The organism is Sphingobium sp. PAMC28499, assembly GCF_004795815.1.
GTDB classification, from domain to species: domain Bacteria; phylum Pseudomonadota; class Alphaproteobacteria; order Sphingomonadales; family Sphingomonadaceae; genus Sphingobium; species Sphingobium yanoikuyae.
In genome coordinates, this window is the sequence record NZ_CP039248.1 from 4,394,549 (window position 1) to 4,420,865 (window position 26,317).

Genomic DNA, 26,317 nt, shown 5'->3' on the forward strand with positions numbered 1-26,317 from the left:
CGACGAGCGGGCGACCGTTCGTGCCAGGGCCAGAACAGGGAGCATTTCGTGAACCGACGCCAATTCCTCACCACCAGCGGCGCCACGGCGCTGGCCGCATCCGCCCCGCGCGCCTTTGCGCAGTCGGGATCGCAGGATGCCCGCCTGCGCGCCATGCTGGACGGCTTCTTCTATGAGCGGCTGGACGACAGCCCGGAACAGGCGACCCGCCTTGGCCTCGACACCGGTGCCCGCGCGGCGCTGCGCGGCAAGCTCAGCGACACCAGCGCTGCCGGCGCGGCCCGCGATCTGGCCCGCAGCAAGGCGCAGGCGAAGCAGCTTGCCGGTCTCGATCGCGCGGCGCTCAGCCCGGCCAGCCAGCTCGACTATGATGTCGTCGCCTATCAGCTCGACCGCGCCGTGGGTGGCGAGCGTTTCGCCTATGGCGAGACGGCGGGCCGCTATGCGCCCTATATCCTGAGCCAGCTGACCGGCTCCTATCGCGAGACGCCCGATTTCCTCGACAGCCAGCACCGGGTGAAGGACGCGGCCGATGCCGATGCCTATCTGGCGCGTTTGGAGGCCTTTCCCGTCAGCATGGACGGCGAGCTGGAGCGGCAGAAGGCGGATGCGGCCAAGGGCGTGTTCGCGCCCGACTATATTCTCGACACGACGATGAAGATGCAGGCGGCGCTGCGCGACCAGCCCGCCGCCCAGACCGTGCTGGTGGCGAGCTTCGCCAAGAAGCTGGCCGCCGCCGGCCTGCCGCCCGAACGCGCGGCCCAAGCCGAGAAGATCGTCGCGGAAAAGGTCTTCCCCGCCGTCGATCGCCAGCGCGCGCTGGTGCAGCAGTTGCGCGCCAAGGCGGTGCATGATGCCGGCTGCTGGCGCCTGCCCGACGGCGAGGCCTTTTACGCCGCCGCCGCCGAGGCCGCGACCACGACCCGGCTGACCGGCGACGAGATCCACCAGATGGGCCTGGATCAGGTCGCCAGCATCTCGTCGCGGATCGACGCGATCCTGAAGGGCGAAGGGATGAGCCAGGGCACGGTCGGCGACCGTCTGGTCGCGCTCAACAAGCGCCCCGACCAGCTCTATCCCAATACCGATCCGGGCCGCGAAGCGCTGCTGGCGCAGCTCAACAGCCAGATCAAGGCGATGCAGGCGCGACTGGGCGAGGCGTTCAACACCGTGCCCAAGGCGCCGGTCGAGGTGCGCCGCGTGCCGGTGACGATCCAGGCGGGCGCGCCGGGCGGCTATTATCAGAATGCCTCGCTCGACGGGTCGCGGCCGGCCATCTATTTCATCAACCTGCGCGACACGTTCGACCGGCCGAAATTCGGCCTCGCCACGCTGACCCATCATGAGGCGGTGCCGGGCCACCATCTGCAGGTGACGGTGGCGCTGGAATCGGATTCGATCCCGATGATCCGCCGCCGCGGCTTCTACAGCGGCTATTCCGAAGGCTGGGCGCTCTATTCGGAACAGCTGGCCGACGAGATGGGCATGTACAAGGGCGATCCGCTGGGCCAGGTCGGCTATCTCCAGTCGCTGCTGTTCCGCGCCACCCGGCTGGTGGTCGACAGCGGCATGCATGCAAAGCGCTGGAGCCGCGAGAAGGCGACCGATTACCTGATCGCCACCACCGGCATCGCGCGCGGCCGCAGCCAGGGCGAGATCGACCGCTATACCGTCTGGCCGGGCCAGGCATGCAGCTACAAGATCGGCCATACGGTGTGGAACGACCTGCGTGAGCAAGTGAAGAAGGCGCAGGGCGACAAGTTCGACCTCAAGCAGTTCCACGAAGTGCTGACACTGGGCGCGATGCCGCTCGACATCCTGAAGCAGGCGGTGCGCCAGCGGGCGGGGATCGCCTGACACAACCGCCGTTCGTTTCGAGCCTGTCGAGAAACGAGGGCACTGCGCTACGCACTTCTCGACTTCGCTCGAAGCGAACGGAGCAGAGTGGGCGAAATTAAAAAAAACGGCCCGGTGGTGCGCCACCGGGCCGTCGAGGGTCCTTCCACCCAAATCGCGAAGGGAGTGTCGAATTCCCCGCGAACTGGCTGTCTTCACGGCCCCGGCCGCGAAACTCCAATCTTCCATGCTTGTTACGCTTGCGGAACCCATCTTCCCGACGAGCATCGGGATATCGCCGGGAAGATGGGGCGCCTGCGGTCAACTCCAACTCGTCATTCCCGCGGAAGCGGGAACCCATCTCCCAACGCTGGTTCCTTATGGGAGGTCGGGAGATGGATCCCCGCCTTCGCGGGGATGACGGGGATGGGGCTTAGGCCGCGAACTGGTTCCCCCTGCGGCCTTTAGGCCGCAAACTGGTTCATCGTGTTATGGGCGCCGCCGGCCTTGAGCGCGGCTTCACCGGCGAAATATTCCTTATGGTCGTCGCCAATGTCGGAGCCGGCCATATTCTGGTGCTTCACGCAGGCGATGCCCTGACGGATTTCCTGCCGCTGAACACCCTTGACGTAGCCCAGCATGCCGGCCTCGCCGAAATATTCCCTGGCGAGATTGTCGGTGCTGAGCGCGGCGGTGTGATAGGTCGGCAGGGTGATGAGGTGGTGGAAGATGCCTGCCTGCGCCGCCGCATCCTTCTGGAAGGTACGGATGCGTTCGTCCGCCTCGATGCCGAGGTCGGTGGCGTCATAGTCCGCGCTCATCAGCCTCGCCCGGTCATAGGCGCTGACATCCTTGCCGGCTTCGACCCAGGCATCGAAAACCTGCTGGCGGAAGTTCAGCGTCCAGTTGAAGCTGGGCGAATTGTTATAGACCAGCTTGGCGTTGGGGATCACCTCGCGGATGCGGCTGACCATGCCGCCGATCTGGCCGATATGCGGCTTTTCGGTCTCGATCCACAGCAGGTCGGCGCCATTCTGGAGCGCGGTGATGCAGTCGAGGACGCAGCGATCCTCGCCGGTGCCGGCCCGGAACTGATAGAGGTTCGACGGCAGGCGCTTGGGGCGCATCAACTGGCCGTCGCGGCTGATAAGAACATCGCCATGGCCGATCGCAGTCGCATCGACGGCATCGCAGTCGAGGAAGCCATTATAGAGGTCGCCAATGTCGCCCGCTTGCCGGGTGAAGGCGATCTGCTTGGTGAGACCCGCGCCCAGCGAGTCCGTCCGCGCGACGATCACGCCGTCGTCGACGCCGAGTTCCAGGAAGGCGTAGCGGACCGCCCGGATCTTCGCGAGGAAGTCCTCATGCGGGACCGTGACCTTGCCGTCCTGATGGCCGCACTGCTTTTCGTCCGAGACCTGATTCTCGATCTGGATGCAGCAGGCGCCGGCCTCGATGAACTTCTTGGCGAGCAGGTAGGTCGCCTCGGCATTGCCGAAGCCGGCATCGATGTCGGCGACGATCGGGACGATATGGGTTTCGTAATTGTCGATCTGCTGCTGCAGCTTGGCGGCGCGGACCTCGTCCCCTTCCGCGCGGGCCTTGTCGAGATCGCGGAACAGGCCGCCCAACTCGCGGGCGTCGGCCTGGCGCAGGAAGGTGTAGAGTTCCTCGATCAGCGCCGGGACGCTGGTCTTTTCATGCATCGACTGGTCGGGCAGCGGGCCGAATTCGCTGCGCAGCGCCGCGACCATCCAGCCCGAGAGATAGAGGTAGCGGCCCTTGGTGGTGCCAAAATGCTTCTTGATGGAGATCATCTTCTGCTGGCCGATGAAGCCGTGCCAGCAGCCCAGCGACTGGGTGTAGTTGGCCGGATCGGCATCATAGGCGGCCATGTCGGCGCGCATGATCTTTGCAGTGTAGCGGGCGATGTCGAGGCCGCTCTGGAACCGGTTTTGCAGGCGCATCCGGGCGACGGATTCGGGCGCAATGCCGTCCCAATGGCCCTGGCCACCGATCAGCGTGTCGGCCTTCGCGATTTCACTTTGATAGGTCATGTCGTCATTCCCTCGGGGTGAGCTGCAAGAAAGAATGACAGCGAAGTAGACACAGGAAACGGGGTGCGGCACCCCCGCCAAAGTCCAGTTGTCGATCTTTACAAAAATCTGCTGTAAAGTTGTAAAGAGCGTACAGGAGTCGGTGTCATGGCCAAGGATCGTCCCGTCTATATGGGCCCGCGATTGCGGCGGCTGCGGCGCGAGCTGGGCCTGACCCAGGCGGACATGGCCAATGATCTGGAGATCAGCGCCTCCTATGTCGCGCTGCTGGAGCGCAACCAGCGGCCACTGACCGCCGACATGCTGCTGCGCCTCGCCCGTACCTACAAACTCGACATGGCCGAGGTTGCGGGTGACGGCGGCGCGGAACAGACGGCTCGACTGCACGCCGTACTGAAAGACCCTATGTTCGCCGATATCGACCTGCCGCAACTGGCGACCGGCGATGTCGCGGTCAATTATCCGGGTATTACCGAGGCGCTGCTGCGACTTTACACCAGCTATCGCGAGGAACATCTGGCGCTGGCGGACCGGGGGGCGGAGGCGGAGCCGCAGGAGGATGGCGCCGATCCGGTGGCGGAGGCCCGGCGCTTCATCGCCGCGCGGCGCAACAGCTTCCCGCTGCTCGACGATGCGGCCGAGAAGCTGGCGGCGGAAGCGGAGGCCGAGGGGGGGCTGGCCGGCTGGCTCAAGGCGCGGCACAATTTGCGAGTGCGACGATTGCCGTCGGACGTGATGGCAGGATCGATGCGGCGGCTCGACCGGCATCGCGACGCGGTACTGTTGGACGATGCGCTGGACGGCGCCAGCTCGGCCTTTCAACTGGCGCTCCAGATCGCCTATCTGGAGATGCGCAAGGGCTTCGACGCGCTGCTGAAGGACGGGCAGTTCGCCAGCGAAAGCGGGCGGCGGCTCGCCCGCCGGGCGCTGGCCAGCTATGGCGCGGCGGCGATATTGATGCCCTATGGTACCTTCGCCAAGGCGGTGGAGGCCAAGCGCTATGATGTCGAGGCGCTGGCCCGGCAGTTCGGCGTCAGCTTCGAGCAGGCGGCGCATCGGCTGACCACGCTGCAGAAGCCGGGGCAGGAGCGGGTCCCCTTCTTCTTCCTGCGGGTCGATCCGGCCGGCAATGTCTCCAAGCGGCTGGATGGCGCCGGCTTCCCCTTTGCCCGCCATGGCGGTTCCTGCCCGCTCTGGTCGGTGCATCGCGTGTTCGAAACGCCGCGCGAGGTGGTGACGCAATGGCTGGAACTGCCCGACGGCCAGCGTTTCTTCTCGATCGCGCGCACCGTCACCGCCGGCGGCGGCAGCTGGGGCGCAGCCAAGGTGGAGCGGGCGATCGCACTGTGCTGCGCGGCCGACCATGCCCATCGGCTGGTCTATAGCCAGGATGCGCCGCCGCCCGCACCGACGCCGATCGGCGTTACCTGTCGCCTGTGCCACCGCAGCCAGTGCATGGCCCGGTCTGCCCCGCCGATCGGCCGCGACATGCTGCCCGACGATTATCGGCGGACGCGCGCGCCGTTCGGCTTTGCCGATGGTTAGGGAGATAGGGCGCTTACCTGTCTCCGTTCGTTTCGAGCTTGTCGAGAAACAAAGCGGAACGGCCAGGTCGGCGCTTGCCGCTTCTCGACAGGCTCGAAGCGAACGGATTGGGGGGAGGCTCTGATGGATGAGGAAACGCCACCGATGGGGCAGCCACCCGGCCTCTCGAAGCGATCGCTGGCGATTGCCGGGCTGTCGACCATCGTCGAATGGTATGACTTCACCCTCTATCTCTATCTCGCCACCTTGTTGTCGCGCATCTTCTATGGCGGCGGCGCGGCGGGCGTGGGCCATGTGCTGGCGGGCTTCGCGATCGCCTATCTGATGCGGCCGCTGGGCGCGATCGTCTTTGGTCATATCGGCGACCGCCATGGCCGGCGGCCGACCATGTTGCTGTCGATGGCGCTGATGAGCGCAGCGATGCTGGCGACCGCGCTGCTGCCGACCCAGGCACAGGCCGGAGCGATGGCCGGCTGGCTGCTGCTGGCGCTGCGCTGTGTCATGGCCTTCTCGGTCGGGGGCGAATATACCGGCGTCGTCGCCTATCTGCTGGAAGGCGCGCCGCCCGGCCGGCGGGGCCTCATCACATCCCTGGCATCGGCGGCGAGCGAGGTCGGCGGGCTGCTGGCAGTGGCGCTGTCGGCTCTGACTGTGGCGCTGCTAGACGAGGCGGCGCTGGCCGACTGGGGCTGGCGCATTCCCTTTCTGGTCGGCGCGGGGCTGGCGGCGCTCATCCTGCTGGCGCGGTCGCGGATCGAGGAATCGCCCGATTTCCTGGCGCAGCGCGCCCGTGGCAGCATCCCGGCCCAGCCCCTGCGCCTCAGCCTGCGCGCCTATCGGCCAGCGATCGGCCGCGGCTTTGCCATTTCGGCGCTGGGGTCGATCACTTATTATGTCGGCATCGTCTATGTGCCGAGCTTCCTGATCGGGACTGGCCGCATGGGCGAGGCCGATGCGCTGACACTCTCGACGCTGGCGGCACTGGTGGTGATATTGGTGACGCCGCTGGTCGGGGCCTTGTCCGACCGGATCGGGCGGCGGCCGGTGCTGGTCGCGCTGGCACTCGCCGGCGTGGCGCTGCCGGCCCTGCTCTTTGCCCTGATGGCGCAGGGCAGCGCATTGGGCGGCGCGCTGCTGGGCGCGGTCCTGCTGGCGGCGCTGGGCGGGGCAGTGAGCGCGGTCGGCGCCGTGACCACGGCCGAGCAGTTTCCCGGCGAAGGGCGGCTGAGCGGCCTCGCCTTTGGCGCTACCGGAGCGACCGCCCTGTTCGGCGGCCTCACCCCCTATCTGTCGCACCAGCTGACGCAGGCCAGCGGATGGGCGTCAGCGCCCGGATGGCTGATCGCGATCGTCGCGCTGGGCGCATTGCCGGTGCTATGGCGCCTGCCCGAAAGCGCGCAAAAGCGACAACTGCCCCACTGAGCCCCCCTTCCCGCATGGCCCTCTCTCCGCTAGCGCATGCGCCACAAAAGAAAGGGGAGCATCCTTAATGCGTTTGACGATTTCGCTGACCGCGCTCGCGCTGGCCATCATGCCCATGGCCGTCCAGGCCCAGGACGGGGACAAGAAGAAGGATGAGGCACCGGCCGCCGAAGCTGGCGTGCCCGCCCCCAATGTCTCGGTCACCCATCATAAGGGCGTGTTCGGCGGCAAGGCGATCAGCTACACCGCGACCACCGGCGAAACCTATCTGAAGGACAAGGATGGCAAGCCGCTCGCGGCGATCTATGCCACCGCCTATGTCAAGGATGGCGGCGACAAGAAGCGCCCGATCACCTTCCTCTATAATGGCGGCCCCGGCTCGGGTTCGCTCTGGCTGCACATGGGCGCCTTCGGCCCCAAGCGCGTGGTGCTGCCCGACGCACAGGATGACGGCGCGCCGCCCTATCCGCTGGTCGACAATGCCGAATCGCTGCTCGACGTCACCGATCTTGTCTTCATCGATCCGGTCGGCACCGGCTTTTCCCATGCCATCGGCAAGAAGGATCCCAAGGATTATTGGGGGGTGTCGGCCGACGCAAAGTCGATCGCCGAATATATCCGCCTGTGGCTCAATGAGAATGGCCGCTGGTCCTCGCCCAAATATATCGGTGGCGAAAGCTATGGCACCACCCGTTCGGTCGCGCTGATCAACGAGCTGGAGGGCAGCTATAACGACGTCGCGGTCAACGGCATCATCCTGATCTCGTCGATCCTCGACTTCGGCGCATCGGCCGAGGTGCAGGGCAATGAAATGCCCTATATCCTCAACCTCCCCTCGATGGCGACGACCGCCTGGTATCACAAGAAGATGGGCAATCCGCCCGCCACCGTGGCCGAAGCCGCGCAGCAGGCCCGCGCCTTCGCGATCGGCCCCTATGCCGCCGCGCTGCTGAAGGGCAATCAGCTGTCGGACCAGGAACGCGCCAGCGTCCGCACCGAACTCGCCCGCCTCACCGGCCTGTCGGAGCAGTTTGTCGACCATGCCGAACTGCGTATTTCGCCCGGCCGCTTCTACAAGGAATTGCTGCGCGATCGGGGCGTTTCCATCGGCCGCCTCGACACCCGCTATACCGGCAAGGATTATGATGCGGCCGGCGAGGAGCCGGACAACGACCCCAGCTTCTACGCGATCGACGGCGCCTATACCGCCGCGATGAACAGCTATGCCCGCGACGAGCTGAAGTACAAGACCGACCGCAGCTATGTGACGATCGGCGGGGTCAGCGGCTGGGACTGGAAGCTGCAGGGCCAGCGCGGCCGCGACAGCGAAGTTTACGCCAGCGTCGCGCCTTATCTCAGCAAAGCCTTGCGCGAGAATAGCGGGCTCAAGGTGTTCGTCGGCCAGGGCTGGTATGATTTCGCTACCCCCTTCTTCGGCGCCGAATATGCGATGAGCCGCACCGGCTTCGACGCCTCGCGCATCCAGTATCATTATTATGATGCCGGCCACATGATGTATGTCCGCCCCGACGACCTGCGCAAGCTGAGCGCGGATATCCGGGCGTTCATCTCTCAGCGATGATGATGCCGCCCGCCCGGAAATCAACCGGGCGGGCGCTGTCTTCGCCTTCGAGGCCATCCAGCACGCTTCCTGCCCGCCTATAGGCATTTCACACGAATATATCCGCTGCCGCCCGTCGGATAATATGTCTTCCAGAACAAGGGTCGCTTTGTCTTTTCACAGGGGCAAGGGGCGTTGGCGCGACAATCGGACCATGCAGGCCTAAGCGGGCGATCATTACGCGCTGCGATGCTGGCGGTGTTCCTCGCAGCCGTCGCACCGTCGCAAGTCAGCGCCCAGGAAAGCGCCGACCTCTCCCCGCTCGCACATGATTCAGGCGAAACGGCTTCCCCTGCCGCCCTGACCGTGAACGAGACCATCTCCTTCGATCTCGCCAGCCTCACGCCGGAAAAGCAGCCGGAGACTGCACTGCCGGACAGTGCCGGTCCACCCATCGTCGTCGATACAGATAGCCCGGCTGCAATCGATCCCGACCGCTATCGCTCGCTCGGCAGCCGGATGGCGGCGGCCAGATGGGAAACATTGGGGCTTTTCGCCTATATCACCGCGACCCAGGCCTATTGGACCGACGACACGACATCCTTTCACTTCAAGGATGAAGGATGGTTCGGCAAGAACACCAACAATCTTGGCATCGACAAGCTGACGCACGCCTTCAACGCCTATCTCTTCGCCGAATTTCTCGGCGCGCGCATCGCCCGCAAGACCGGCGACCGGGCTGCCGCCGCCTTGCCGGCAGCCCTGCTGTCGACGGCGCTGCAATTCTACGGCGAATTATGGGACGGCCATAAGACCGACAGCGGCTTCTCCTACCAGGACATTGTCTTCAACACGGCTGGCGCCGCCTTTTCCGTACTGCGGCACACCGTACCGGGGCTGGAGGAGAAGCTCGATTTCCGGCTGATGATGGTGCCCAACTCCGACGTCTACAGCTTCAAGGGGAAGCGCCATTATGAACAGCAGCATTTCCTGCTGTCGCTCGAACTGGCCGGGTTCAGGAAATTGGAGGCCACCCCATTACGGCTCATCGAATTGCAGGTCGGCTATCGCGGCAAGGATTTCACCCTTGCCGACCGCGCCGCCGGCATCCCCCCGAAACGCGACATTTTCTTCGGCGTCGCGCTCAACATCAAGCAACTCTTCTTCCGGAACAGTCGATCGCGCCTCGGCCGCATGATCGGTAGTGGCCTCAATTATTTCCAGCTCCCCTATACCGGTATCTATGACTATTATTGAACCTTGCCGCGCGCGCAGGCCAGCACCGTAACAATCCCCCTTTAACGCCCGTAAAATCCCCCTATGCTCCTGCCCAGCAAGGGAGATTCAATCATATGCGCCACGCGCTCACGGCCTTTCTGGCCGCTGTCAGCTTTTCGTCCATCGCCGTCGCCCAAACCCCGACTGCACCGCCGCCGGCTCAGCCGGCCATGGTGCAGCCCACGCCTACGCCGCAGAGCGAACTGCCCGGCCTGATCGCCAGGGACATGGAGGGGCTGATGACCCTCTATCGTGACCTGCACGCCAATCCCGAACTCTCGCTGCAGGAGGTGAACACCGCCGCCAAGCTGGCCAAGCGCCTGAAAGCGATGAAGTTCGACGTGACCGAGAAGGTCGGCGGCACCGGCGTCGTCGCGGTGATGAAGAATGGCTCGGGCCCCGTCCTCCTCATCCGCGCCGACATGGACGGCCTGCCGGTGGTCGAGCAGACCGGCCTCGACTTCGCGTCCAAGGTCCGCACCAAGACGCCCGAGGGGGTCGAAACCGGCGTGATGCACGCCTGCGGCCATGACACCCACATGACCGCCTTCATCGAGACCGCCAAGCTGCTGTCGAGCCAGAAGGACAAGTGGAAGGGCACGCTGGTGATGATCCTGCAGCCGGCCGAGGAAGTGGGCAAGGGCGCCCGCGACATGCTGGAGGACGGGCTCTACACCCGCTTCCCTCGCCCGACCCATGCCATCGCCTTCCATGACGCCGCCAATCTCCAGGCCGGCGTCGTCGGCTATACGCCGGGCTATGCCCTCGCCAATGTCGACAGCGTCGATATCGTGGTGAAGGGGCTGGGCGGCCATGGCGCCTATCCGCAGACGACCCGCGACCCGATCGTGCTGGGTTCGCGCATCGTCACCTCGCTGCAGACCCTGGTCAGCCGCGAACAGGATCCGCAGGATCCCGCCGTCGTCACCGTCGGCAGCTTCCAGGCCGGCGCCAAGCACAATATCATTCCCGACCAGGCGCTGCTCCTCCTGACCGTGCGCAGCTATTCGGACGAGACCCGCGCCAAGCTGATCAAGGGGATCGAGCGGATCGCCCGTGGCGAGGCGATTGCGGCGGGCGTGCCCGACGACAAGATGCCGGTGGTCAGCGTCAAGGACGAGTTCACCCCGTCCACCTACAATCCGCCCGAATTTGCCGAACAGATGGGCGCGCTGCTCAAGGGGCATTTCGCCGAGGGCCGCGTGGTCAAGACCCCGGCGGTGATGGGCGGCGAGGATTTCGGCCGCTTCTACCGCGCCGACAAGTCGATCAACAGCTTCATCTTCTGGGTCGGCGGCGTGCCGGCGGACAAGATGGCAGCGGCGCAGGCTGGCCAGATCACCCTGCCCTCGCTGCACAGTCCGTTCTGGGCGCCGGAGGCAGACAAGGTGATCGCCACCGCCAGCGAGGCGATGACCGTCCTCGCCATGGACATCCTGAAGAAGGATTGAGCTTATACGCTGGCCGCGCAGCGGCGCCGATGGACCTCCATCAGCGCCAGCGCGGTCAGCGCCACGCCCAGCCCCAGGATCATGTCGATCAGATAATGGGTGCCCTCGACCGGCGTCGACAGCAGCATCGCCGCATTGAGCACGACGATCGGCCAGCGCAGCGCCGCGATCCGCCACCCCGCCGCGATATAGAGCACCGCCGCCGCCGTATGAAAGCTGGGCGCCGATACGATCCCGCGCAACTGCCCCAGATCGATGGCATGGACCGCATGCGTCCGCAACGCCGGAATCAACCCCTGCTGCCACAGCTCGCTTTCGGGCATGTAGCGGATCGGTTCGTGCCACAGATAGGAAAAGGGGCCGACCGCCGGCATCAGGCTGAACAGGATCAGGGTGATGACCGCCGCCAGCCAGAAAGTGGCGATGAAGCGCCAGGCCCGTTCCTGCTCGCCCGCCCGCGCCATGCACCATAGCAGCAGGGCCGGCGTCACATAGATGCTGCGATAGGCGGCCGTTTCCAGGAATTGGAGTGTCCGGTGCGACGCCGTCAGCCGATACCAATGGAGCCAGTCGAACCCCAGTGCTTCGTCGATGCGCTGCAAGGTCGCGTCGGCATAGCCATGGGTCAGCGCCGCCACGGGATAGCTGGCCGCCGCGCCCATGACCGAGATCAGCGTGAACAGGCCGACATAGGTGGCAAATGGCGCCACCGTCCCGGCATGGCGCCAGCCGCTACGCGGCAGGCCGAAGCGCAGCACCAGCAACAGCGCCGCCGCCGCGCCATAGGCGATGCTGCTCACCTGCCAGAAATCGATGCGCAGATCCGCCATGTCCAGCAGCAGGGCGAGCAGCAGCATGCTCACGCCCAGCGCCGCCAGAAAATGCCGCCGGATCGCCAATGGTCGCGTGACAATCGGCACCCGACGCGCCGTCTGCGCGGCAACAGGCTCAGCCAGGGGCCAGGAGGTTTCGATCGACGGCATCACGCATATGTCCGGGAAGAAAGGCGGAAAGGCCGCCCTTCCGCCTCCCGCGCTTAAGCTGCGATGAACCGTTGCATGGCGCCCCTGTCAGGGCTGCAGCAGCCAGCCCGCGCCACCGCCCAGCGCGATGATCGCCGGCATGCTCCAGCGCCCCTTGATCCGCCAGGCGCAGAGCGCGCCGACCAGCAGGATCAGGCCCGCCGCCCAGAGCCGGTCCGCCCGCATCGCCGCCGCCCAACCCAGTTGCACCAGCGTCGCCGCGATCACCCCGACCACCGCTGCCGCGACCCCGGCCAGCAGATGGTGGAGCGCCGGATTTTCGACCAGCGCCTCCAGCCGCTCATAGAAGATCAGGGAAAAGGCGAAGGCCGGCAGGAACATGCCCGCCGTGATCGCCACCGCCCCGCCCAGCCCCCCGGCCATATAGCCGGCAAAGGTCGCGAAGATGACCAGCGGCGCCGGCAATATGCCGGCCAGCGCCACCCCGTCGAGGAACAGCCCGTCCGACAGCCAGCCGCGCCCGACCGTATCGCCGCGCACATAGGGAATGGCGGTATAGGCGCCGCCAAAGGTCAGCAGCCCGCCCTTCAGCCCGGCTATGAACAGCAGCAGCATGTCGGGCCGCGCGGCACCAGCCGCCATCGGGATCGGCGCAACCGCCACTGTTCCTTTGTGCAGCAACAGCGCCAGCATGACCGCCCCGACCAGCACCACGCCAATGACCATCGGCCGCGCGCGAAAGCCATAGACCAGCCCCGCCGCCAGCAGCGGAATCCAGAAGGGTGTGCCCAGCAAAGTCGCGGCAAAGGCGCCGATCGCCAGTGCCCAGAGCAGCCGGTCCTCCAGCACATGGCCGCCGATCCGCTGCACCGCGCGCGCGATGATCGCCAGCACCACCAACTGGATGCCGAACAGCACCGGCAGCGCCCAGCCCGCGCCAGCAACCCAGTCGCGATAGAGCCAGGCGGCGACCAGCATCAGAGCCAAGCCAGGCAGCATGAAGCCCAGCCCCGCCAGCAGCCCGCCGATCCGCCCGCGCGCCATCATGCCCATATGGACGCATAGTTCATGGGCTTCGGGCCCCGGCAATATCTGCATCACTGCCAGCAGGCGGTTGAAGCGCGGCCCGGACAGCCAGCGCTCCTCCTCGACCAGGGTCTGGCGCAACATCGCGATCTGCGCGACCGGCCCGCCAAAGGCCAGGCAGCCAAAGCGCAGGAATTTCAGGAACAGCGGGAACAGGCGGATCGGCGGCGGACCATCATCCAGTGTCGTCATCGTCATCGGCTCCTGCCGCAGGCGCGGCGCATGGAGCGGAACTTGGACGATCATCGCCTGAACGGGCGCCCGCACGGCCCGTTGGCGCTCATCATAGCATCGCGCGCCGCGAAGAAAAGAGGCGGCGCAACAGGATGGGGCGGCCGTTCAGCCGCCCCTCTCGAATGGCCGATCAGGCGCCGAAACCGCCGTCGATCGTGTGCATGGCACCGGTGATGATGCCGGCTTCCGGCCCCGCCAGATAGGCGGCCAACCCGGCAATTTCCTCGCCCGTGGCATGGCGCTTGATCGCCATGAAGCCGTGCATGGTGGCGCTCATCGGGCCATCGGCCGGGTTCATGTCGGTATTGGTCGGGCCGGGCTGGATGATGTTGACGGTGATGCCGCGCGCGCCGAAGTCACGGGCCAGGCCACGGGCCATGCCCTGCAGCGCCGACTTGGTCAGCGCATAGGCCGCGCCGCCCTCGAACGGCATGCGGTCGCCGTTGACCGAACCGATGACGATGATGCGGCCGCCATCATTCATCTGCCGCGCCGCCTCGACCGCCGCATGATAGGGCGCGCGGACATTGATATCGATCATCCGATCGACCGCATCGGCGTCCAGCGTCAGCGGATCGCCCAGCACCAGCGTGCCGGCATTGACGACCAGCACGTCGAGCGCGCCCTCGCCCGCCACCACGTCGATCACCGCCTGGCGATCGGCCGCGTCGGAGCGGATGGCACGGGCGCCGACATCGGCAGCAAGCGCGGTAGCAGCGTCCTGCGACCCGGCATAGGTGAAGGCGACATCGGCGCCGTCACCGGCGAAGCGCCGCACGATCGCGGCACCGATACCCCGGCTGCCGCCGAGGACGAGGACTTTCTTGGCAGTGAAATCGGTCATGGGACAATTCCTTGCTAAATTTGTAATGATCGCTATATAAATTACCGATCGCGCCCGTCAAGGATTTTTGTAATGACCATTAAAGAAAAAGCCAAGAGCCGGGGCCGCCCGCGTTCCTTTGACGAGGATGCGGCCCTTTCCGCGGCGCAGGCGCTGTTTCATCACCATGGCTATGACGGTGTCGGCGTCGCCGCGCTGGCGCAGGCGATGGGGATCAATCCGCCCAGCCTCTATGCCGCTTTCGGTGACAAGGCAGCCCTGTTCGACCGGGTGCTGGCGCGCTACGCCCGCAATGCCCTGCCGGTGGACGATATCCTTGTGCCCGGCACGCCGCCAGCCACCGCACTTACCGAACTGCTGCGCACCGCCGCGCGCATCTATGCCACCGACCCGGCCGCGCCGGGCTGCATGGTGCTGGAGGCAGCACGCGGCGCCGACGCCATCGCCGCCGCCCAGGCGCGCTGCTGGAAGGACAAAAGCGTCGACCGGGTCCGGGACTATCTGACCCCCGACCATCCCGACCAGGCGCTGCCGGTCGCCGATTATATGGTGGCGGTCATGTCCGGCCTGTCGTCCGATGCCCGTGACGGCAAGCCGATCGAGCGGCTGCTCGCCATCGCCGACATGGCCGGTCTCGCGCTGGAAGCGGCCCTGGCCCAACCCTGACCTATTGCGGCCGATGCCCCTTGCGCCATTTGGTCAGCAGATGGCGCGCCAGCATCAGCGTCGGCATGCGCAACCAGTGCGACCGCACGAAGAAGGCGAAGACCAGCGCTTTGTGCGTCTCCTGCCCCCAGCCGTTGCGCGCCAGCAGTCGTGCCCGCACCAACCAGTCCCACAGGGCCAGCCGCCCGCCCGCGCCATAGATCGCCGCCGCCAGCCGCTGCGCCTGCCGCACATGCCGGGCAATGCCATGCCGCGCCGCCCGCGCCTCCAGCGCTCCGAGATCGACATCGGCCAACAGGCAGTGAATATCCCACAGATTGCGCAGGCCACCCTGTAGATCGCCGTCCGCCAGCAGATGCGCTACCGCATGACAGACCCGGTCCTCCGCGCACAGCATATATAATCCGTCGGTTATCAGCACCGCATCCGCCATCATCGCGGCCGCGTCGGGCGTCGGCCGCGCCGTCAGCGGCAGCACGGTATGATGCACGTCGATCATCCGGTCGCGCTCGGTGTGGATCATCGGCGGCAGCTCATGCATCCACTGCCGATAATAGGCGTCGTCATAGGGGTCTTCCTTGACCCATTCCCAGCCGGCCGCGATCAGCGCATCGGCCGCCGCATCGATCCGGTCGCGCGGCACCAATATGTCGAGATCGCCGATGAAGCGCCCCTGCCCCGCCGGCAGGCCCGCCGCCGCATAGGCCGTGCCCTTGAGCAGGATCACCGGCAGGCCGATCGGCGCGAGTGCCGTCCGCGCGCGGTCCGCCTCCCATATCGCCTGCCGCGCCTCCCGTGCCGCATCCGCCTTCGCGTCCGTCAGGATCGGCCGCACCGCATCGGGCACGGCCTGCCCCTCCAGCCGGAAGGCGAGCGTGCCGATCAGCCGCTCCGCCCGCGCCATGGCGATCAGGCTGTTCCAGCCGGCTGCATCCAGCCCCGTAGTCGTCGCCGGATCGCGCAAGGCCCCGACCAGCAGCGCTGCGCTCATGCGATCTCGCTCCACAGCCGGTCGACCATGGCGATCGCCGCCTCGCCCGAGGGGAAGTCGATCGCCCGCGCCGGCACCTGCGCCACGAAGCGCGTCAGCGCGGCGAACGCCGGTTCGCCCAGCGCGACATAATTGGTCGATGCCTGGGTCAGGCGCATGAACACCTCCCCCTGCCCCACCGGCCGTTCCGCCGGCCCGGAGCCGAAGCGCGGGAACAGCAGCAGCGCCGGCATCCCGCCCTCGCCCATCCGCGCCACCGCGTCGGCGCGCGGCACCATATGGCGAATGTCGCCCTTGGCCGTCGCGCCCAGCAGCGGCCCCATGCGCGCGCTCGGCACCTCGCCCGCGATCACCTCGATCGCCTTGTTTTTGAGCGACACCAGCCGGGGAAAGGGCAATATCGCCCCGCTGTCGAGATCCAGCAGCGCAAACTCGTCGCCCATCAGACGCCAGCCGCGCTCGCCCAGTTGCGCCGCCAGCGTCGACTTGCCCGACCCGGACTCGCCGGTCATTACCAGCACCCGCCCGTCCTTCTCGACGCTCGACGCGTGGAGCAGCAGATGCCGGCGCCAGCCCAGCGCCATCTGCAGGTTCATCCCCATCTCCGCCGCCAGTAGCCCATGCGCCAGGCTCATCGGCGCGGCGTCGGCCAGGCCATGGTCGCCGGTGATGAAGATGGACGGTCGCACCCAGCGCCGGACAGCGCTGGTTGGCTGCAACCGCACGGTGAAATCGGCGATCGCGCTACCGACGTCGGGATAATCGGCGTAGAGGCGCTTCAACTGGTCGATCGGCTGCGCCCAGGCGGAACCGATGCGGAAGGTCGCCGGGCCGATGCGCAGGGTCAGGCTGTGCCTCATGCCGGCCGCACCAGCCCGATCCGGTCGAGATAGGCGAGATGCTGGCCGATCTCGCCCACCACATCGCCCTCGCCCAGATCATAGAGCAGGGCCAGCCGATCGCGCAGCATCGCCGCGCTCGCCGGCAGGCCGTCGGCCATGGCGTCCAATATCTCGGGCACCGGGCTGATCACCATATGGGTCTGGCCCGACGGGCGATGATAGAGCAGGACGATATCATCCAGCGGCCGGACGATGATCGCCTCCCCCCCTTCGCGACGATAAACTTCTTCCCTGACCACGCGTCCGGCACCTCCATGGCTCCCTCTTGCCCTAAAGCCAAAAGGGTAGCCAAGTGCCTAACGCATCAGGGAAAGGCCTGCAGCGCAACGCCGACCGGAAGCTCCCGCGCGCCGACCGTCATCAGCGCGCGCATATAGGTGTCGAGCGCCCGGTCCAGCCCATGTTCGCGCACCGCCTGCGCCAACTGCTCGGGCGGCGCAGGATGGGCCAGCGCCCATTCGATCGCACGGGCAAAGCCATCGACATGGCCGACCGGCACCGGCGGATGCTGGCCGGCGGCGGCCAGCAGCGGATGGATATTGCGGGTGCAATCGGTCGCCACCACGCCCGCGCCACAGCCCAGCGCCTCGATCATCGTGCCGGCCAGCCCTTCCCAGCAGGACGGCTGCAACAGCAGGTCCGCCTCGGCAAACAGGCTGGCCATGCGGTGCGGGCAATCGACGAAGCCCAGAAACTCGACCCGGTCCGACAGGCCCAACCGCGTGCATTGCGCCTCCAACTGGGCGCGCAGCGGTCCCTGCCCGACGATGCGCAGCCGCCAGTCGCGGCCCCGCAATTGCGCCAGCGCGGCCAGCGCGGTCGCCTGGTCCTTCTGCGGCGCCAGCCGCCCGACCATCAGCAATTGCGCCGGGCGCTGCGGGCAGCAGGCGGTGCCGCGATCGTTGCACGCCTGTTCCATCAGCCGGGTGACGGTGGGACGCGGCATCAGCCGCACGTCGCGACCGCCAAGCGGCCCCTCCTCGGCCAGCAATTGCCGATCGGTCTCACCCATGACGATGGTCATGCTGCAGGCCCTGGCAATTGCGCGAAACCGGGTCTTGCGCGCCCAGGCGGACAGGCCCTGCTGTCCCGGCCGGACGATCGGGTTGGAAATGCGGCCGACCGCGCGGGTCTGGGTGCCCAGCGTCGCGGCGGCGACCAGCATGTTGCTCTGGTTACCAGCCGAATAGACGACATCGGGCCGATGGCGCCGCACCATCGCGGCCAGCGGCAGGAATTGCGCGATCATCGACAGCCGCCGCACCCAGCGCGGCGCACAGACACGGCGAACCGTCAGGGCCGGGTCGATCATCCCGGCCAGCGGCCCGTCCAGATGCGCCAGCCACAATTCGACCCGCAGGCCGCGCCGATGGAGATGATTGGCAAGCTGGATCGCGACCCGGTCCAGCCCACCGTCACCGGGGCGATAGAGATAGACGACCGCGAATGGAGAATGTGCCGCCACCTGGCGTGCATGGAACATGGTGTCGCCCTTGCGCTCGACGGAAATGTCGATGCTTCGACGCCGTCAACGCGGGCGACCCGTAATCGGTTCTTTCAGTTCAACCCGGCTTTGGGGCTTAACGCGGCATTTGCAGCGATGCGAAACAGGTAAAGCCGCTCTGTCCCGACTGGAGGCGGCGAATATAGTTCAGATAGGCCTGATTCTGCTCATAGCTGGTGCCCGGCAGCGGCCGGCCGCGCAGCGCCTGCTTGACCTGCTCACCGGTATAGGTGCGCCCGCTCGCCGGATAGGCGCCCGGCGTCCCCGCCGGAACCATCTGGCCATTGGGGGCGATATAATTGCCCGACCGCGACGGATCGGGAACCGGAATGGTGCAGTTGAGAACAGACGCCGCCGTATTGGCCAGCGCCGGGCGGATCGACACGATTGCCGATGCCGCGACCGCGCCGCCCATCAGCAACTGGCGCCGCGAGGCAACAGCCAGATCGGGTGCAGATACGTCCGTTGCCGCCTTTTCAGGCTCCACGCTTTCCGGTCCGGGGATGGGCTCGCTCATGTCACAATGTTCCGCTATCGCGCTTGCCAAAGCGTAAATATTGGGCGCTATTGATCACAGCCATCGCAGCAAATGCGCGAAGAATCCAGCGCGGTAACCATGAATCGACTGACTATTTCTCAGATTACGGCCTCGCTGGCCGTGCTTTTGCTGGGCACGGGCGGTGCCCTGATTCTCGGCGGATCGCCGCTCGCCATCGCCCTGCCGGTGCTCGCCGGCCTGATCGTGCTGGTCATCACGGCCGAAGGCGTGCCGGTCGGCCGCGACGTGCCGACGATCGCGCTCGATGCGCCCGACCTGTTCGCCCATCCCGATTTTCCCGGCCTGCTGGAAGCCATTTCCGATCCGCTCATGCTGGTCGAACGGGGCCGGATCGTCCATGCCAACCAGGCCGCCAAACGCCTGCTCGGCAGCCATATCGAGGGGGAGGATGCGCGCATCGCGATCCGCCACCCCGCCGCCGCCGAACGGCTGGCCAGCGTTGCACCACTGGCCGAACCGGTGATGATCGAACTGGTGGGCCTGGGCACCCGCGAACAGCGCTGGCAGATGCGCATCGCTTCGGTCGGGGCGGTCGGCGACATGCGCCGCCTCGTCCATCTGGTCGACCATAGCGGCACCTACGCGGCCGAGCGGATGCGCGTCGATTTCGTCGCCAATGCCAGCCATGAACTGCGCACCCCGCTGGCCGGCATATTGGGCTTCATCGAGACGCTGGCCGACCCGGAACTGGGCAAGGATGTCGAAACCCGCAAGCGCTTCCTCAAGATCATGGACGGCGAAGCGCGCCGGATGCAGCGGCTGATCGACGATCTCATCTCATTGAGCCGGATCGAGGCGGAGAAATATCGCCTGCCCGAAGCCGCGGTCGACCTGTCGGAACTGACCGCCGAAGTGGTCGGCGTGTTCCGCACCAGCAATGGCGATCGCGGCCGTGAGGTGGAGATGGAGATCACGCCCGGCCTGCCCGCGATCCAGGGCGACCGCGCCCAGCTGTCGCAGCTGATACACAACCTGGTCGGCAATTCGGTCAAATATGGCCGCCCCGGCACGCCGATCCATGTCACCCTGGGCGAAGGGCCCAGCGGCATGGTGCGCCTGTCGGTCGCGGACGAAGGCGAAGGCATCGGCCCCGATCACCTCCCTCGCCTCACCGAGCGATTCTATCGCGTCGATTCGGGCCGCAGCCGGGCAATGGGCGGCACGGGTCTGGGCCTGGCCATCGTCAAACATATTGTCGAACGGCATCGTGGCCGGCTGGATATTTCCAGCGTCCTTGGAAAAGGCACCAATGTCAGCATCTTGCTGCCCGGCGCCCCGACCGACGACACGGCGACCAAGACCAGGGCGTAAGAAAATTTCACTCCGAAGACGCGATCCGCCCCCTGTGTCATGAAAATGCAATCTGACTGTCACAAAGGCGCGATGGTCCGCGGCTAGGCGCCTCCCTGAGGGGCGCGACATTGCGAATCGCGGCCTGTTAGTTGGAGGTTTCCGTGAAGCAATTCGCCCTTTTCGCCGCGACCGCTGTGGCCGCTCTTTCGCTTGCCGGCTGCGGCGACCAGTCGGGCGGCGGCGCTGGCGCGACCCGTGACCAGATCCGCGCGGTCGGTTCCTCCACCGTCTATCCCTTCGCCACTGCGGTCGCCGAACTGTTCGTGCAGGGCAATCCCGGCATGAAGTCGCCGATCATCGAATCGACCGGCACCGGCGGCGGCATGAAGCTGTTCTGCGCCGGCGTCGGCGCCCAGCATCCCGACATTGCCGACGCCTCGCGCCGCATGAAGAAGGCCGAGTTCGATCAGTGCCAGAGCAATGGCGTGAAGGACATCATCGAGATCCAGGTCGGCGTCGACGGCCTCGCCTTCGCCGAGAGCAAGCAGGGCCCCGGCCTCAAGCTCACCCCCAAGATCGTCTATGAGGCGCTGGCCGCCAATCCCTATGGCAAGGGTCCGAACAAGGCCCAGACCTGGAAGGATGTCGACCCCAGCCTGCCCGCGATCGCCATCTCCGTGTTCGGCCCGCCCTCGACCAGCGGCACGCGCGACTCGCTCGCCGAACTGATCCTGACCAAGGGTTGCGAGACCGACCCGGCGATGGAAGAACTCAAGAAGAAGAGCGAGGACGAGTTCAAGGCCACCTGCACCCGCGTGCGCGAGGATGGCAAATATGTGGACTCGGGCGAGAATGACAATCTGATCGTCCAGAAGCTGGGCGCCAACCCGAACGCCGTCGGCGTCTTCGGCTACAGCTTCCTGGAAGAGAATAAGGACACGCTGAAGGACGTGCCGATCAACGGTATCGAAGCCAGCTACGAGACCGTCTCGACCGGCCAATATCCCGGCGCCCGCCCGCTCTACATCTATGTGAAGAAGGCGCATATGCAGGCGATCCGTGGCCTGCAGGGCTTCCTCGACACCTTCGCCGCCAACTGGAACCCCGACGGCGCGCTGACCAAGCGCGGCATGGTCGCGGCGCCGGAAGACGTGCGCAAGAAGAGCGCGGAAATCGTCAAGTCGCTCAGCGTCCTCGACGGTTCGCAGCTGAAGTAAGGGCATCATGACCGGTCCTGCAATCCTCCTGCTGCTGGCGGGCCTGGGCGCGATCGCCTGGGTCAGTGCCCGCGCCCGTGCGCTGCGCCTTGCCGGCGTGGCGCGCGCCAGCGGCCGCCGCGACGCGGTACACAGCCTGCCCGGCTATCATGGCTGGTATGTCGCGCTGTGGACGCTGATCCCGGCCGGCATCTTCCTGGCGGTCTGGGCCAATGTCTCGCCCGGCCTCGTCACCCAGTCGGTTCTGGCCGACCCGGCGGCGCAGAGCCTGCCGATGGACGGCTTCTCGCGCTCCGCCATCCTGGGCGAGGCACGGGCGATCGCCACCGGTGCGCAGGCCGGCGCCTTCAACCCGGCCGCCAACGCGCTGGTCGAACCCTATCGCACCGCGCTCAGCCATTATGGCATTGCCGGCGCGGTGCTGGCGCTAGTGCTCGCCTTTGCCGGCGGCGCCTATGCCTTCACCCGCGTCCGTCCGGACTTCCGCGCCCGCACACGGGTCGAGCGACTGGTCATGGCGACGCTGCTGATCGCCTCGCTGATCGCGATCATCACCACGCTCGGCATCGTCGCCTCGCTCTTGTGGGAAAGCTTCCGCTTCTTCTCCATGGTGAACCCGATCGACTTCCTGTTCGGCACCAAATGGAGCCCGCAGTCGGCCGCCATGGGTTATGGCAATGAGGATGCGTTCGGCGCGGTGCCGCTCTTCTGGGGCACGATCTTCATCGGCGCGATCATCGCCATGATCGTCGCCATCCCGCTCGGCCTGATGAGCGCCATCTACCTCACCCAATATGCCAGCCCCACGGTGCGCAAGTGGATGAAGCCGACGCTGGAGATGCTCGCGGGCGTGCCCACGGTCGTCTATGGCTATTTCGCCGCGCTCACCATCGCCCCCGCCCTGCGCGACTTCGCCGTGATGATCGGCATCCATGGCGCCTCTTCGGAAAGCGCGCTGGCCGCCGGCCTCGTCATGGGCGTGATGATCATCCCGTTCGTCTCCTCCATGGCCGATGACAGCATCGCCGCCGTGCCGCAGTCGATGCGCGACGGCAGCCTGGCGATGGGCGCCACCACCAGCGAGACGATCAGCCGCGTGCTGATCCCCGCCGCCCTGCCCGGCGTCGTCGGCGGCGTGCTGCTCGCCGTCAGCCGCGCCATTGGCGAGACGATGATCGTGGTGATGGCCGCCGGTCTGGCTGCCAACCTCACCCTCAACCCCTTTGCCAGCGTGACCACCGTGACGACCCAGATCGTCCAGTTGCTGACCGGCGACCAGGAATTTGATAGCGCCAAGACGCTTGCCGCCTTCGCGCTCGGCCTGGTGCTGTTCATCGTCACCCTGCTGCTCAACATCGTGGCCCTGCGGGTCGTGAAGAAATATCGCGAGGCTTACGAATAATGAGCGCCGAACGCCTCCCCACCGACTGGAAGTCGGACGCCATGCGCAAGCGGATCGCCCGGCGCTATGCCGCCGAGCGCCGCTTCAAGGCCGCCGGCATGGCCGCCGTGCTGCTCAGCGCCGCCTTCCTTGCCTTCCTGCTCTTCACCATGGTCGGCAATGGCATGCGCGGTTTCACCCGCACGGAAATCGCCCTCAAGGTCGATTTCCCGGCCTCGCCGCTGCTGCTCGATCCGGCCAACATCACCGACGAGGCGCTGGCCAACGCCAATCTGCCGATGGTGACCAGCACCGTCGCGCAGAAGGCATTGGGCAAGGATGCCGACGCGATGATCTCGCCCAGCGCCTGGATTGCGATCCGCGACGCGATCAAGGCCGATCCCAAGATCCTCGCCCGCACCGAGACGATCGACGTCCCCGCCGCAACCGCGATCGACCTCGCCGCCAAGAGCAAGGGCTCGCCCGAGGCCGAGGCGCAGGTCGCACGCCTGCGTCAGGCCGGCCTGCTCGCCACCGGCATCAACTGGGGCTTCCTGACCGCCAGCGACGGCACTGATCCGACCCAGGTCGGCATCTGGGGCGCGTTCAAGGGGTCGCTGCTGACCATGTTGGTGACGCTGGTGCTCAGCTTCCCGATCGGCGTCGCCACGGCGCTCTATCTGGAGGAATATGCCCGCAAGAGCTGGTGGACCGACATCATCGAGGTGTCGATCAACAATCTGGCGGCCGTGCCCTCGATCATCTTCGGCCTGCTCGGCCTGTCGATCTTCCTCAACCTGCTGCACCTGCCCCGTTCGGCCGCGCTGGTCGGCGGCATGACCCTGGCGCTGATGACCATGCCGGTCATCGTCATCGCCGGCCGCAACGCGATCAAGTCGGTGCCGCCCAGCATCCGCGACGCCGCGCTCGGCATCGGCGCCTCGCCGGTCCAGGTCGTGTTCCAGCATGTGCTGCCGCTGGCCCTGCCCGGCATCCTCACCGGCACGATCATCGGCATGGCCCGCGCGCTCGGCGAAACCGCGCCGCTGCTGATGATCGGCATGCGTGCCTTCATCGCCACGCCGCCCGGCGGCATTGTCGATCCGGCCACCGTGCTGCCGGTGCAGATCTTCCTCTGGTCCGACGAAGTCTCGAAGGGCTTCGTCGAAAAGACCTCGGCCGCCATCATCGTCCTGCTGGCCTTCCTGCTCGCGATGAACGGCCTCGCCATCTACCTGCGCAACAAGTTTGAAAAACGGTGGTAATGACCCCCATGACCGAAGAACAGCAAAGCCTGGCCGTGGCCAATCCGAAGATGACGGCCCGTGACGTCAAGGTCTTCTATGGCGAGAAGCAGGCGATCAAGGGCGTGTCGATCGATGTCGACATGGACCATGTCACCGCCTTCATCGGCCCGTCGGGCTGCGGCAAGTCGACCTTCCTGCGGACCCTCAACCGCATGAACGACACCGTCGCCTCGGCGCGGGTCGAAGGCACGATCACGCTCGACGGCGAAGATATCTACGCCCCCTCGATGGACGTGGTGCAGCTGCGCGCGCGGGTCGGCATGGTGTTCCAGAAGCCCAATCCCTTCCCCAAGTCGATCTACGAGAATATCGCCTATGGCCCCCGCATCCACGGCCTCGCCGCGGGCAAGGCGGACATGGACGTGATCGTCGAAAAGTCGCTGCGTCGCGCCGGCCTGTGGGACGAGGTCAAGGATCGCCTCAATGACAGCGGCACCGCCCTGTCGGGTGGTCAGCAGCAGCGTCTGTGCATCGGCCGCGCCATCGCGGTCGAACCCGAAGTCATCCTGATGGACGAACCCTGCTCGGCGCTCGACCCGATCGCCACCGCCAAGATCGAGGAACTGATCCACGAACTGCGCGGCCGCTATGGCATCGTCATCGTCACCCACAACATGCAGCAGGCCGCGCGCGTGTCGCAGCGCACCGCCTTCTTCCATCTGGGCGAACTGGTCGAATATGGCGTGACGAGCGACATCTTCACCAACCCGCGCCAGGAGCGGACCAAGGACTATATCACCGGGCGCTACGGCTGATCCCGCGCGGAGAGAGACAAGACATGGCTGAACATACGATCAAGGCATTTGACGAGGAAATCGACCGGCTGCGTGGCCTGATCGCCGAAATGGGCGGTCGCGCCGAAGCGGCGATCGAGAATGCGATGCTGGCGCTCCAGCGCCAGGACCAGCGCCTCGCCGCCGAAGTCGTCGCCGACGACAAGCGCATCGACGCGCTGGAAGCGGAAGTCGAGAAGCTGGTGGTGCAGATCATCGCCCTGCGCGCGCCGATGGCGAACGACCTGCGCGACGTGATCGCCGCCTTGAAGATCGTCAGCGTGGTCGAGCGGATCGGCGACTATGCCAAGAATATCGCCAAGCGCGTGCCGCTGATCGCTGCCAACCAGCACAAGCTGGAACCGGTGTCGCTGCTGCCCTCCATGGGCCAGGTCGCGGCCGAGATGGTGCATGACGTGCTCAACGCCTTCGCCGCGCGCGACGCCGAACTGGCGCTGGCGGTGGTGGAGCGCGACCAGGTGGTCGACGATTTCTACGACAGCGTGTTCCGCACGCTGGTGACCTATATGGTCGAAAATCCCAAGACGATCAGCGAGTGCGCGCACCTGCTGTTCATCGCCAAGAATATCGAACGCATCGGCGACCATGCGACCAATGTCGCGGAAATGGTCTATTATGCCGCAACGGGCCAGACCCTGCCCGAACGCGAACGCGGCGGCACCCAGCAGCAGGAGAATTGAGGCATGGCGCGGGCGAAGATGCTGTTGGTGGAGGATGACGCGGCGCTCGCCGAACTGCTCATCTGGCATTTCAAGCGTGAGGATTTCGAGGTCGCCCATACCGTCGATGGCGAGGAAGCGCTGCTGATGGCGCAGGAAAACACGCCCGACATCGTGCTGCTCGACTGGATGGTCGAAAGCCTGTCGGGGATCGAGGTCTGCCGTCGCCTGCGCCGCATGAACGGCACTGCCAATGTGCCGATCATCATGCTGACCGCGCGCGGCGAGGAAGAGGATCGCGTCCGCGGCCTGGAAACCGGCGCCGACGATTATGTGACCAAGCCCTTCTCGCCCCGCGAACTGGTCGCCCGCGTCGGCGCAGTGCTGCGCCGCGTCCGCCCGGCGCTGGCCGGCGAGACGCTGACCTTCGCCGATGTCGAGATGGACACGGTCGGCCACAAGGTTCGCCGTGGCGGCCAGGTCATCCCACTCGGCCCCACCGAATTCCGCCTCTTGAAGCATTTCCTGGAGCATCCCGGCTGGGTCTTCTCGCGCGAACGGCTGCTCGACAGCGTCTGGGGCCAGGACAGCGACATCGAACTGCGCACCGTCGACGTCCATATCCGCCGCCTGCGCAAGGCGATCAATGTCGATGGCCGCCACGACATCATCCGCACCGTCCGCTCGGCCGGCTATGCGCTGGATACTGACGGCCTGAACTGATCGTCGCCCCGCGCATGCGGACAA

General features: G+C 66.3%; 23 protein-coding genes. 14 read left to right on the forward strand and 9 right to left on the reverse strand.

Annotation, left to right across the window (positions count from 1 at the left end; translation table 11 throughout):
• The first annotated feature begins 48 nt into the window (after positions 1 to 48).
• Complete coding sequence (locus E5554_RS20870) at positions 49 to 1,857, forward strand: DUF885 family protein (RefSeq protein ID WP_136187951.1); 1,809 nt, start codon at positions 49 to 51, stop codon at positions 1,855 to 1,857.
• A gap of 443 nt (positions 1,858 to 2,300) precedes the next feature.
• Here the strand turns inward: E5554_RS20870 and E5554_RS20875 are convergent, their stop codons facing one another.
• Complete coding sequence (locus E5554_RS20875; protein ID WP_136187952.1) at positions 2,301 to 3,893, reverse strand: isocitrate lyase; 1,593 nt, start codon at positions 3,891 to 3,893, stop codon at positions 2,301 to 2,303.
• 147 nt (positions 3,894 to 4,040) lie between these two features.
• Between E5554_RS20875 and E5554_RS20880 the strand changes: the two genes are divergently transcribed.
• The 5 genes from E5554_RS20880 to E5554_RS20900 all read left to right on the forward strand — a co-directional run bounded on the left by E5554_RS20880 (position 4,041) and on the right by E5554_RS20900 (position 11,150).
• Positions 4,041 to 5,438 carry a helix-turn-helix transcriptional regulator gene (locus tag E5554_RS20880; RefSeq protein ID WP_136187953.1) on the forward strand — a complete coding sequence of 466 codons (1,398 nt, stop codon included), beginning with the start codon at positions 4,041 to 4,043 and terminating at the stop codon, positions 5,436 to 5,438.
• A 144-nt stretch (positions 5,439 to 5,582) separates the two neighbouring features.
• Positions 5,583 to 6,860 carry an MFS transporter gene (locus E5554_RS20885; RefSeq protein ID WP_136188434.1) on the forward strand — a complete coding sequence of 426 codons (1,278 nt, stop codon included), beginning with the start codon at positions 5,583 to 5,585 and terminating at the stop codon, positions 6,858 to 6,860.
• Between the two features lie 67 nt (positions 6,861 to 6,927).
• The gene (locus tag E5554_RS20890; RefSeq protein ID WP_136187954.1) at positions 6,928 to 8,442 is read left to right on the forward strand and encodes a peptidase S10; all 1,515 of its coding nucleotides are present in this window, start codon (positions 6,928 to 6,930) and stop codon (positions 8,440 to 8,442) included.
• 228 nt (positions 8,443 to 8,670) lie between these two features.
• Positions 8,671 to 9,678, forward strand: coding sequence for a DUF2279 domain-containing protein (locus E5554_RS20895; protein WP_136187955.1), 1,008 nt, complete (start codon positions 8,671 to 8,673; stop codon positions 9,676 to 9,678).
• A 95-nt stretch (positions 9,679 to 9,773) separates the two neighbouring features.
• Positions 9,774 to 11,150, forward strand: a complete 1,377-nt coding sequence (locus E5554_RS20900) for an amidohydrolase (RefSeq protein WP_136187956.1) — start codon at positions 9,774 to 9,776, stop codon at positions 11,148 to 11,150.
• A gap of 2 nt (positions 11,151 to 11,152) precedes the next feature.
• On the opposite strand, the gene E5554_RS20905 is transcribed toward E5554_RS20900, so the two are convergent.
• From E5554_RS20905 to bdcA, 3 genes are all read right to left on the reverse strand, one after another.
• Complete coding sequence (locus E5554_RS20905) at positions 11,153 to 12,133, reverse strand: phosphatase PAP2 family protein (RefSeq protein ID WP_136187957.1); 981 nt, start codon at positions 12,131 to 12,133, stop codon at positions 11,153 to 11,155.
• A gap of 87 nt (positions 12,134 to 12,220) precedes the next feature.
• Complete coding sequence (chrA, locus tag E5554_RS20910; RefSeq protein ID WP_136187958.1) at positions 12,221 to 13,411, reverse strand: chromate efflux transporter; 1,191 nt, start codon at positions 13,409 to 13,411, stop codon at positions 12,221 to 12,223.
• Between the two features lie 172 nt (positions 13,412 to 13,583).
• Positions 13,584 to 14,297, reverse strand: a complete 714-nt coding sequence (gene bdcA, locus E5554_RS20915; protein WP_037510644.1) for an SDR family oxidoreductase — start codon at positions 14,295 to 14,297, stop codon at positions 13,584 to 13,586.
• Between the two features lie 72 nt (positions 14,298 to 14,369).
• Between bdcA and E5554_RS20920 the strand changes: the two genes are divergently transcribed.
• Complete coding sequence (locus E5554_RS20920) at positions 14,370 to 14,963, forward strand: TetR/AcrR family transcriptional regulator (protein WP_136187959.1); 594 nt, start codon at positions 14,370 to 14,372, stop codon at positions 14,961 to 14,963.
• A 1-nt stretch (position 14,964) separates the two neighbouring features.
• Here the strand turns inward: E5554_RS20920 and E5554_RS20925 are convergent, their stop codons facing one another.
• The 5 genes from E5554_RS20925 to E5554_RS20945 form a co-directional block, all read right to left on the reverse strand.
• The gene (locus E5554_RS20925) at positions 14,965 to 15,954 is read right to left on the reverse strand and encodes a nucleotidyltransferase family protein (RefSeq protein ID WP_136187960.1); all 990 of its coding nucleotides are present in this window, start codon (positions 15,952 to 15,954) and stop codon (positions 14,965 to 14,967) included.
• Entirely contained in the window at positions 15,951 to 16,814 is an 864-nt protein-coding gene (locus E5554_RS20930) for an HprK-related kinase A (RefSeq protein ID WP_136187961.1), read from the reverse strand. Before E5554_RS20930 ends, E5554_RS20925 begins: the two co-directional genes overlap by 4 nt.
• Positions 16,811 to 17,095, reverse strand: coding sequence for an HPr-rel-A system PqqD family peptide chaperone (locus tag E5554_RS20935; protein WP_136187962.1), 285 nt, complete (start codon positions 17,093 to 17,095; stop codon positions 16,811 to 16,813). Before E5554_RS20935 ends, E5554_RS20930 begins: the two co-directional genes overlap by 4 nt.
• A 65-nt stretch (positions 17,096 to 17,160) precedes the next feature.
• Positions 17,161 to 18,339 carry a glycosyltransferase gene (locus E5554_RS20940; RefSeq protein WP_004210875.1) on the reverse strand — a complete coding sequence of 393 codons (1,179 nt, stop codon included), beginning with the start codon at positions 18,337 to 18,339 and terminating at the stop codon, positions 17,161 to 17,163.
• A 97-nt stretch (positions 18,340 to 18,436) separates the two neighbouring features.
• Positions 18,437 to 18,877 (reverse strand): hypothetical protein, encoded by a 441-nt coding sequence (locus tag E5554_RS20945; RefSeq protein ID WP_048938756.1) that lies wholly within the window; start codon positions 18,875 to 18,877, stop codon positions 18,437 to 18,439.
• A gap of 99 nt (positions 18,878 to 18,976) precedes the next feature.
• Between E5554_RS20945 and E5554_RS20950 the strand changes: the two genes are divergently transcribed.
• The 7 genes from E5554_RS20950 (at position 18,977) to phoB (ending at position 26,293) form a co-directional block, all read left to right on the forward strand.
• Positions 18,977 to 20,230, forward strand: a complete 1,254-nt coding sequence (locus E5554_RS20950; RefSeq protein ID WP_136187963.1) for an ATP-binding protein — start codon at positions 18,977 to 18,979, stop codon at positions 20,228 to 20,230.
• A gap of 143 nt (positions 20,231 to 20,373) precedes the next feature.
• Entirely contained in the window at positions 20,374 to 21,429 is a 1,056-nt protein-coding gene (locus E5554_RS20955; RefSeq protein ID WP_004210869.1) for a substrate-binding domain-containing protein, read from the forward strand.
• Positions 21,430 to 21,436: 7 nt separating this feature from the next.
• A complete protein-coding gene (gene pstC, locus E5554_RS20960) occupies positions 21,437 to 22,831 on the forward strand; it encodes a phosphate ABC transporter permease subunit PstC (protein ID WP_004210867.1) in 1,395 nt (464 codons plus the stop codon).
• Positions 22,831 to 24,075, forward strand: coding sequence for a phosphate ABC transporter permease PstA (pstA, locus tag E5554_RS20965; protein WP_010337565.1), 1,245 nt, complete (start codon positions 22,831 to 22,833; stop codon positions 24,073 to 24,075). Before pstC ends, pstA begins: the two co-directional genes overlap by 1 nt.
• A gap of 8 nt (positions 24,076 to 24,083) precedes the next feature.
• Entirely contained in the window at positions 24,084 to 24,872 is a 789-nt protein-coding gene (gene pstB, locus E5554_RS20970; protein WP_004210863.1) for a phosphate ABC transporter ATP-binding protein PstB, read from the forward strand.
• Positions 24,873 to 24,895: 23 nt separating this feature from the next.
• A complete protein-coding gene (phoU, locus tag E5554_RS20975) occupies positions 24,896 to 25,591 on the forward strand; it encodes a phosphate signaling complex protein PhoU (RefSeq protein ID WP_004210862.1) in 696 nt (231 codons plus the stop codon).
• A 3-nt stretch (positions 25,592 to 25,594) separates the two neighbouring features.
• A complete protein-coding gene (gene phoB / locus E5554_RS20980) occupies positions 25,595 to 26,293 on the forward strand; it encodes a phosphate regulon transcriptional regulator PhoB (protein ID WP_004210860.1) in 699 nt (232 codons plus the stop codon).
• The last annotated feature ends 24 nt before the right edge of the window (positions 26,294 to 26,317 follow it).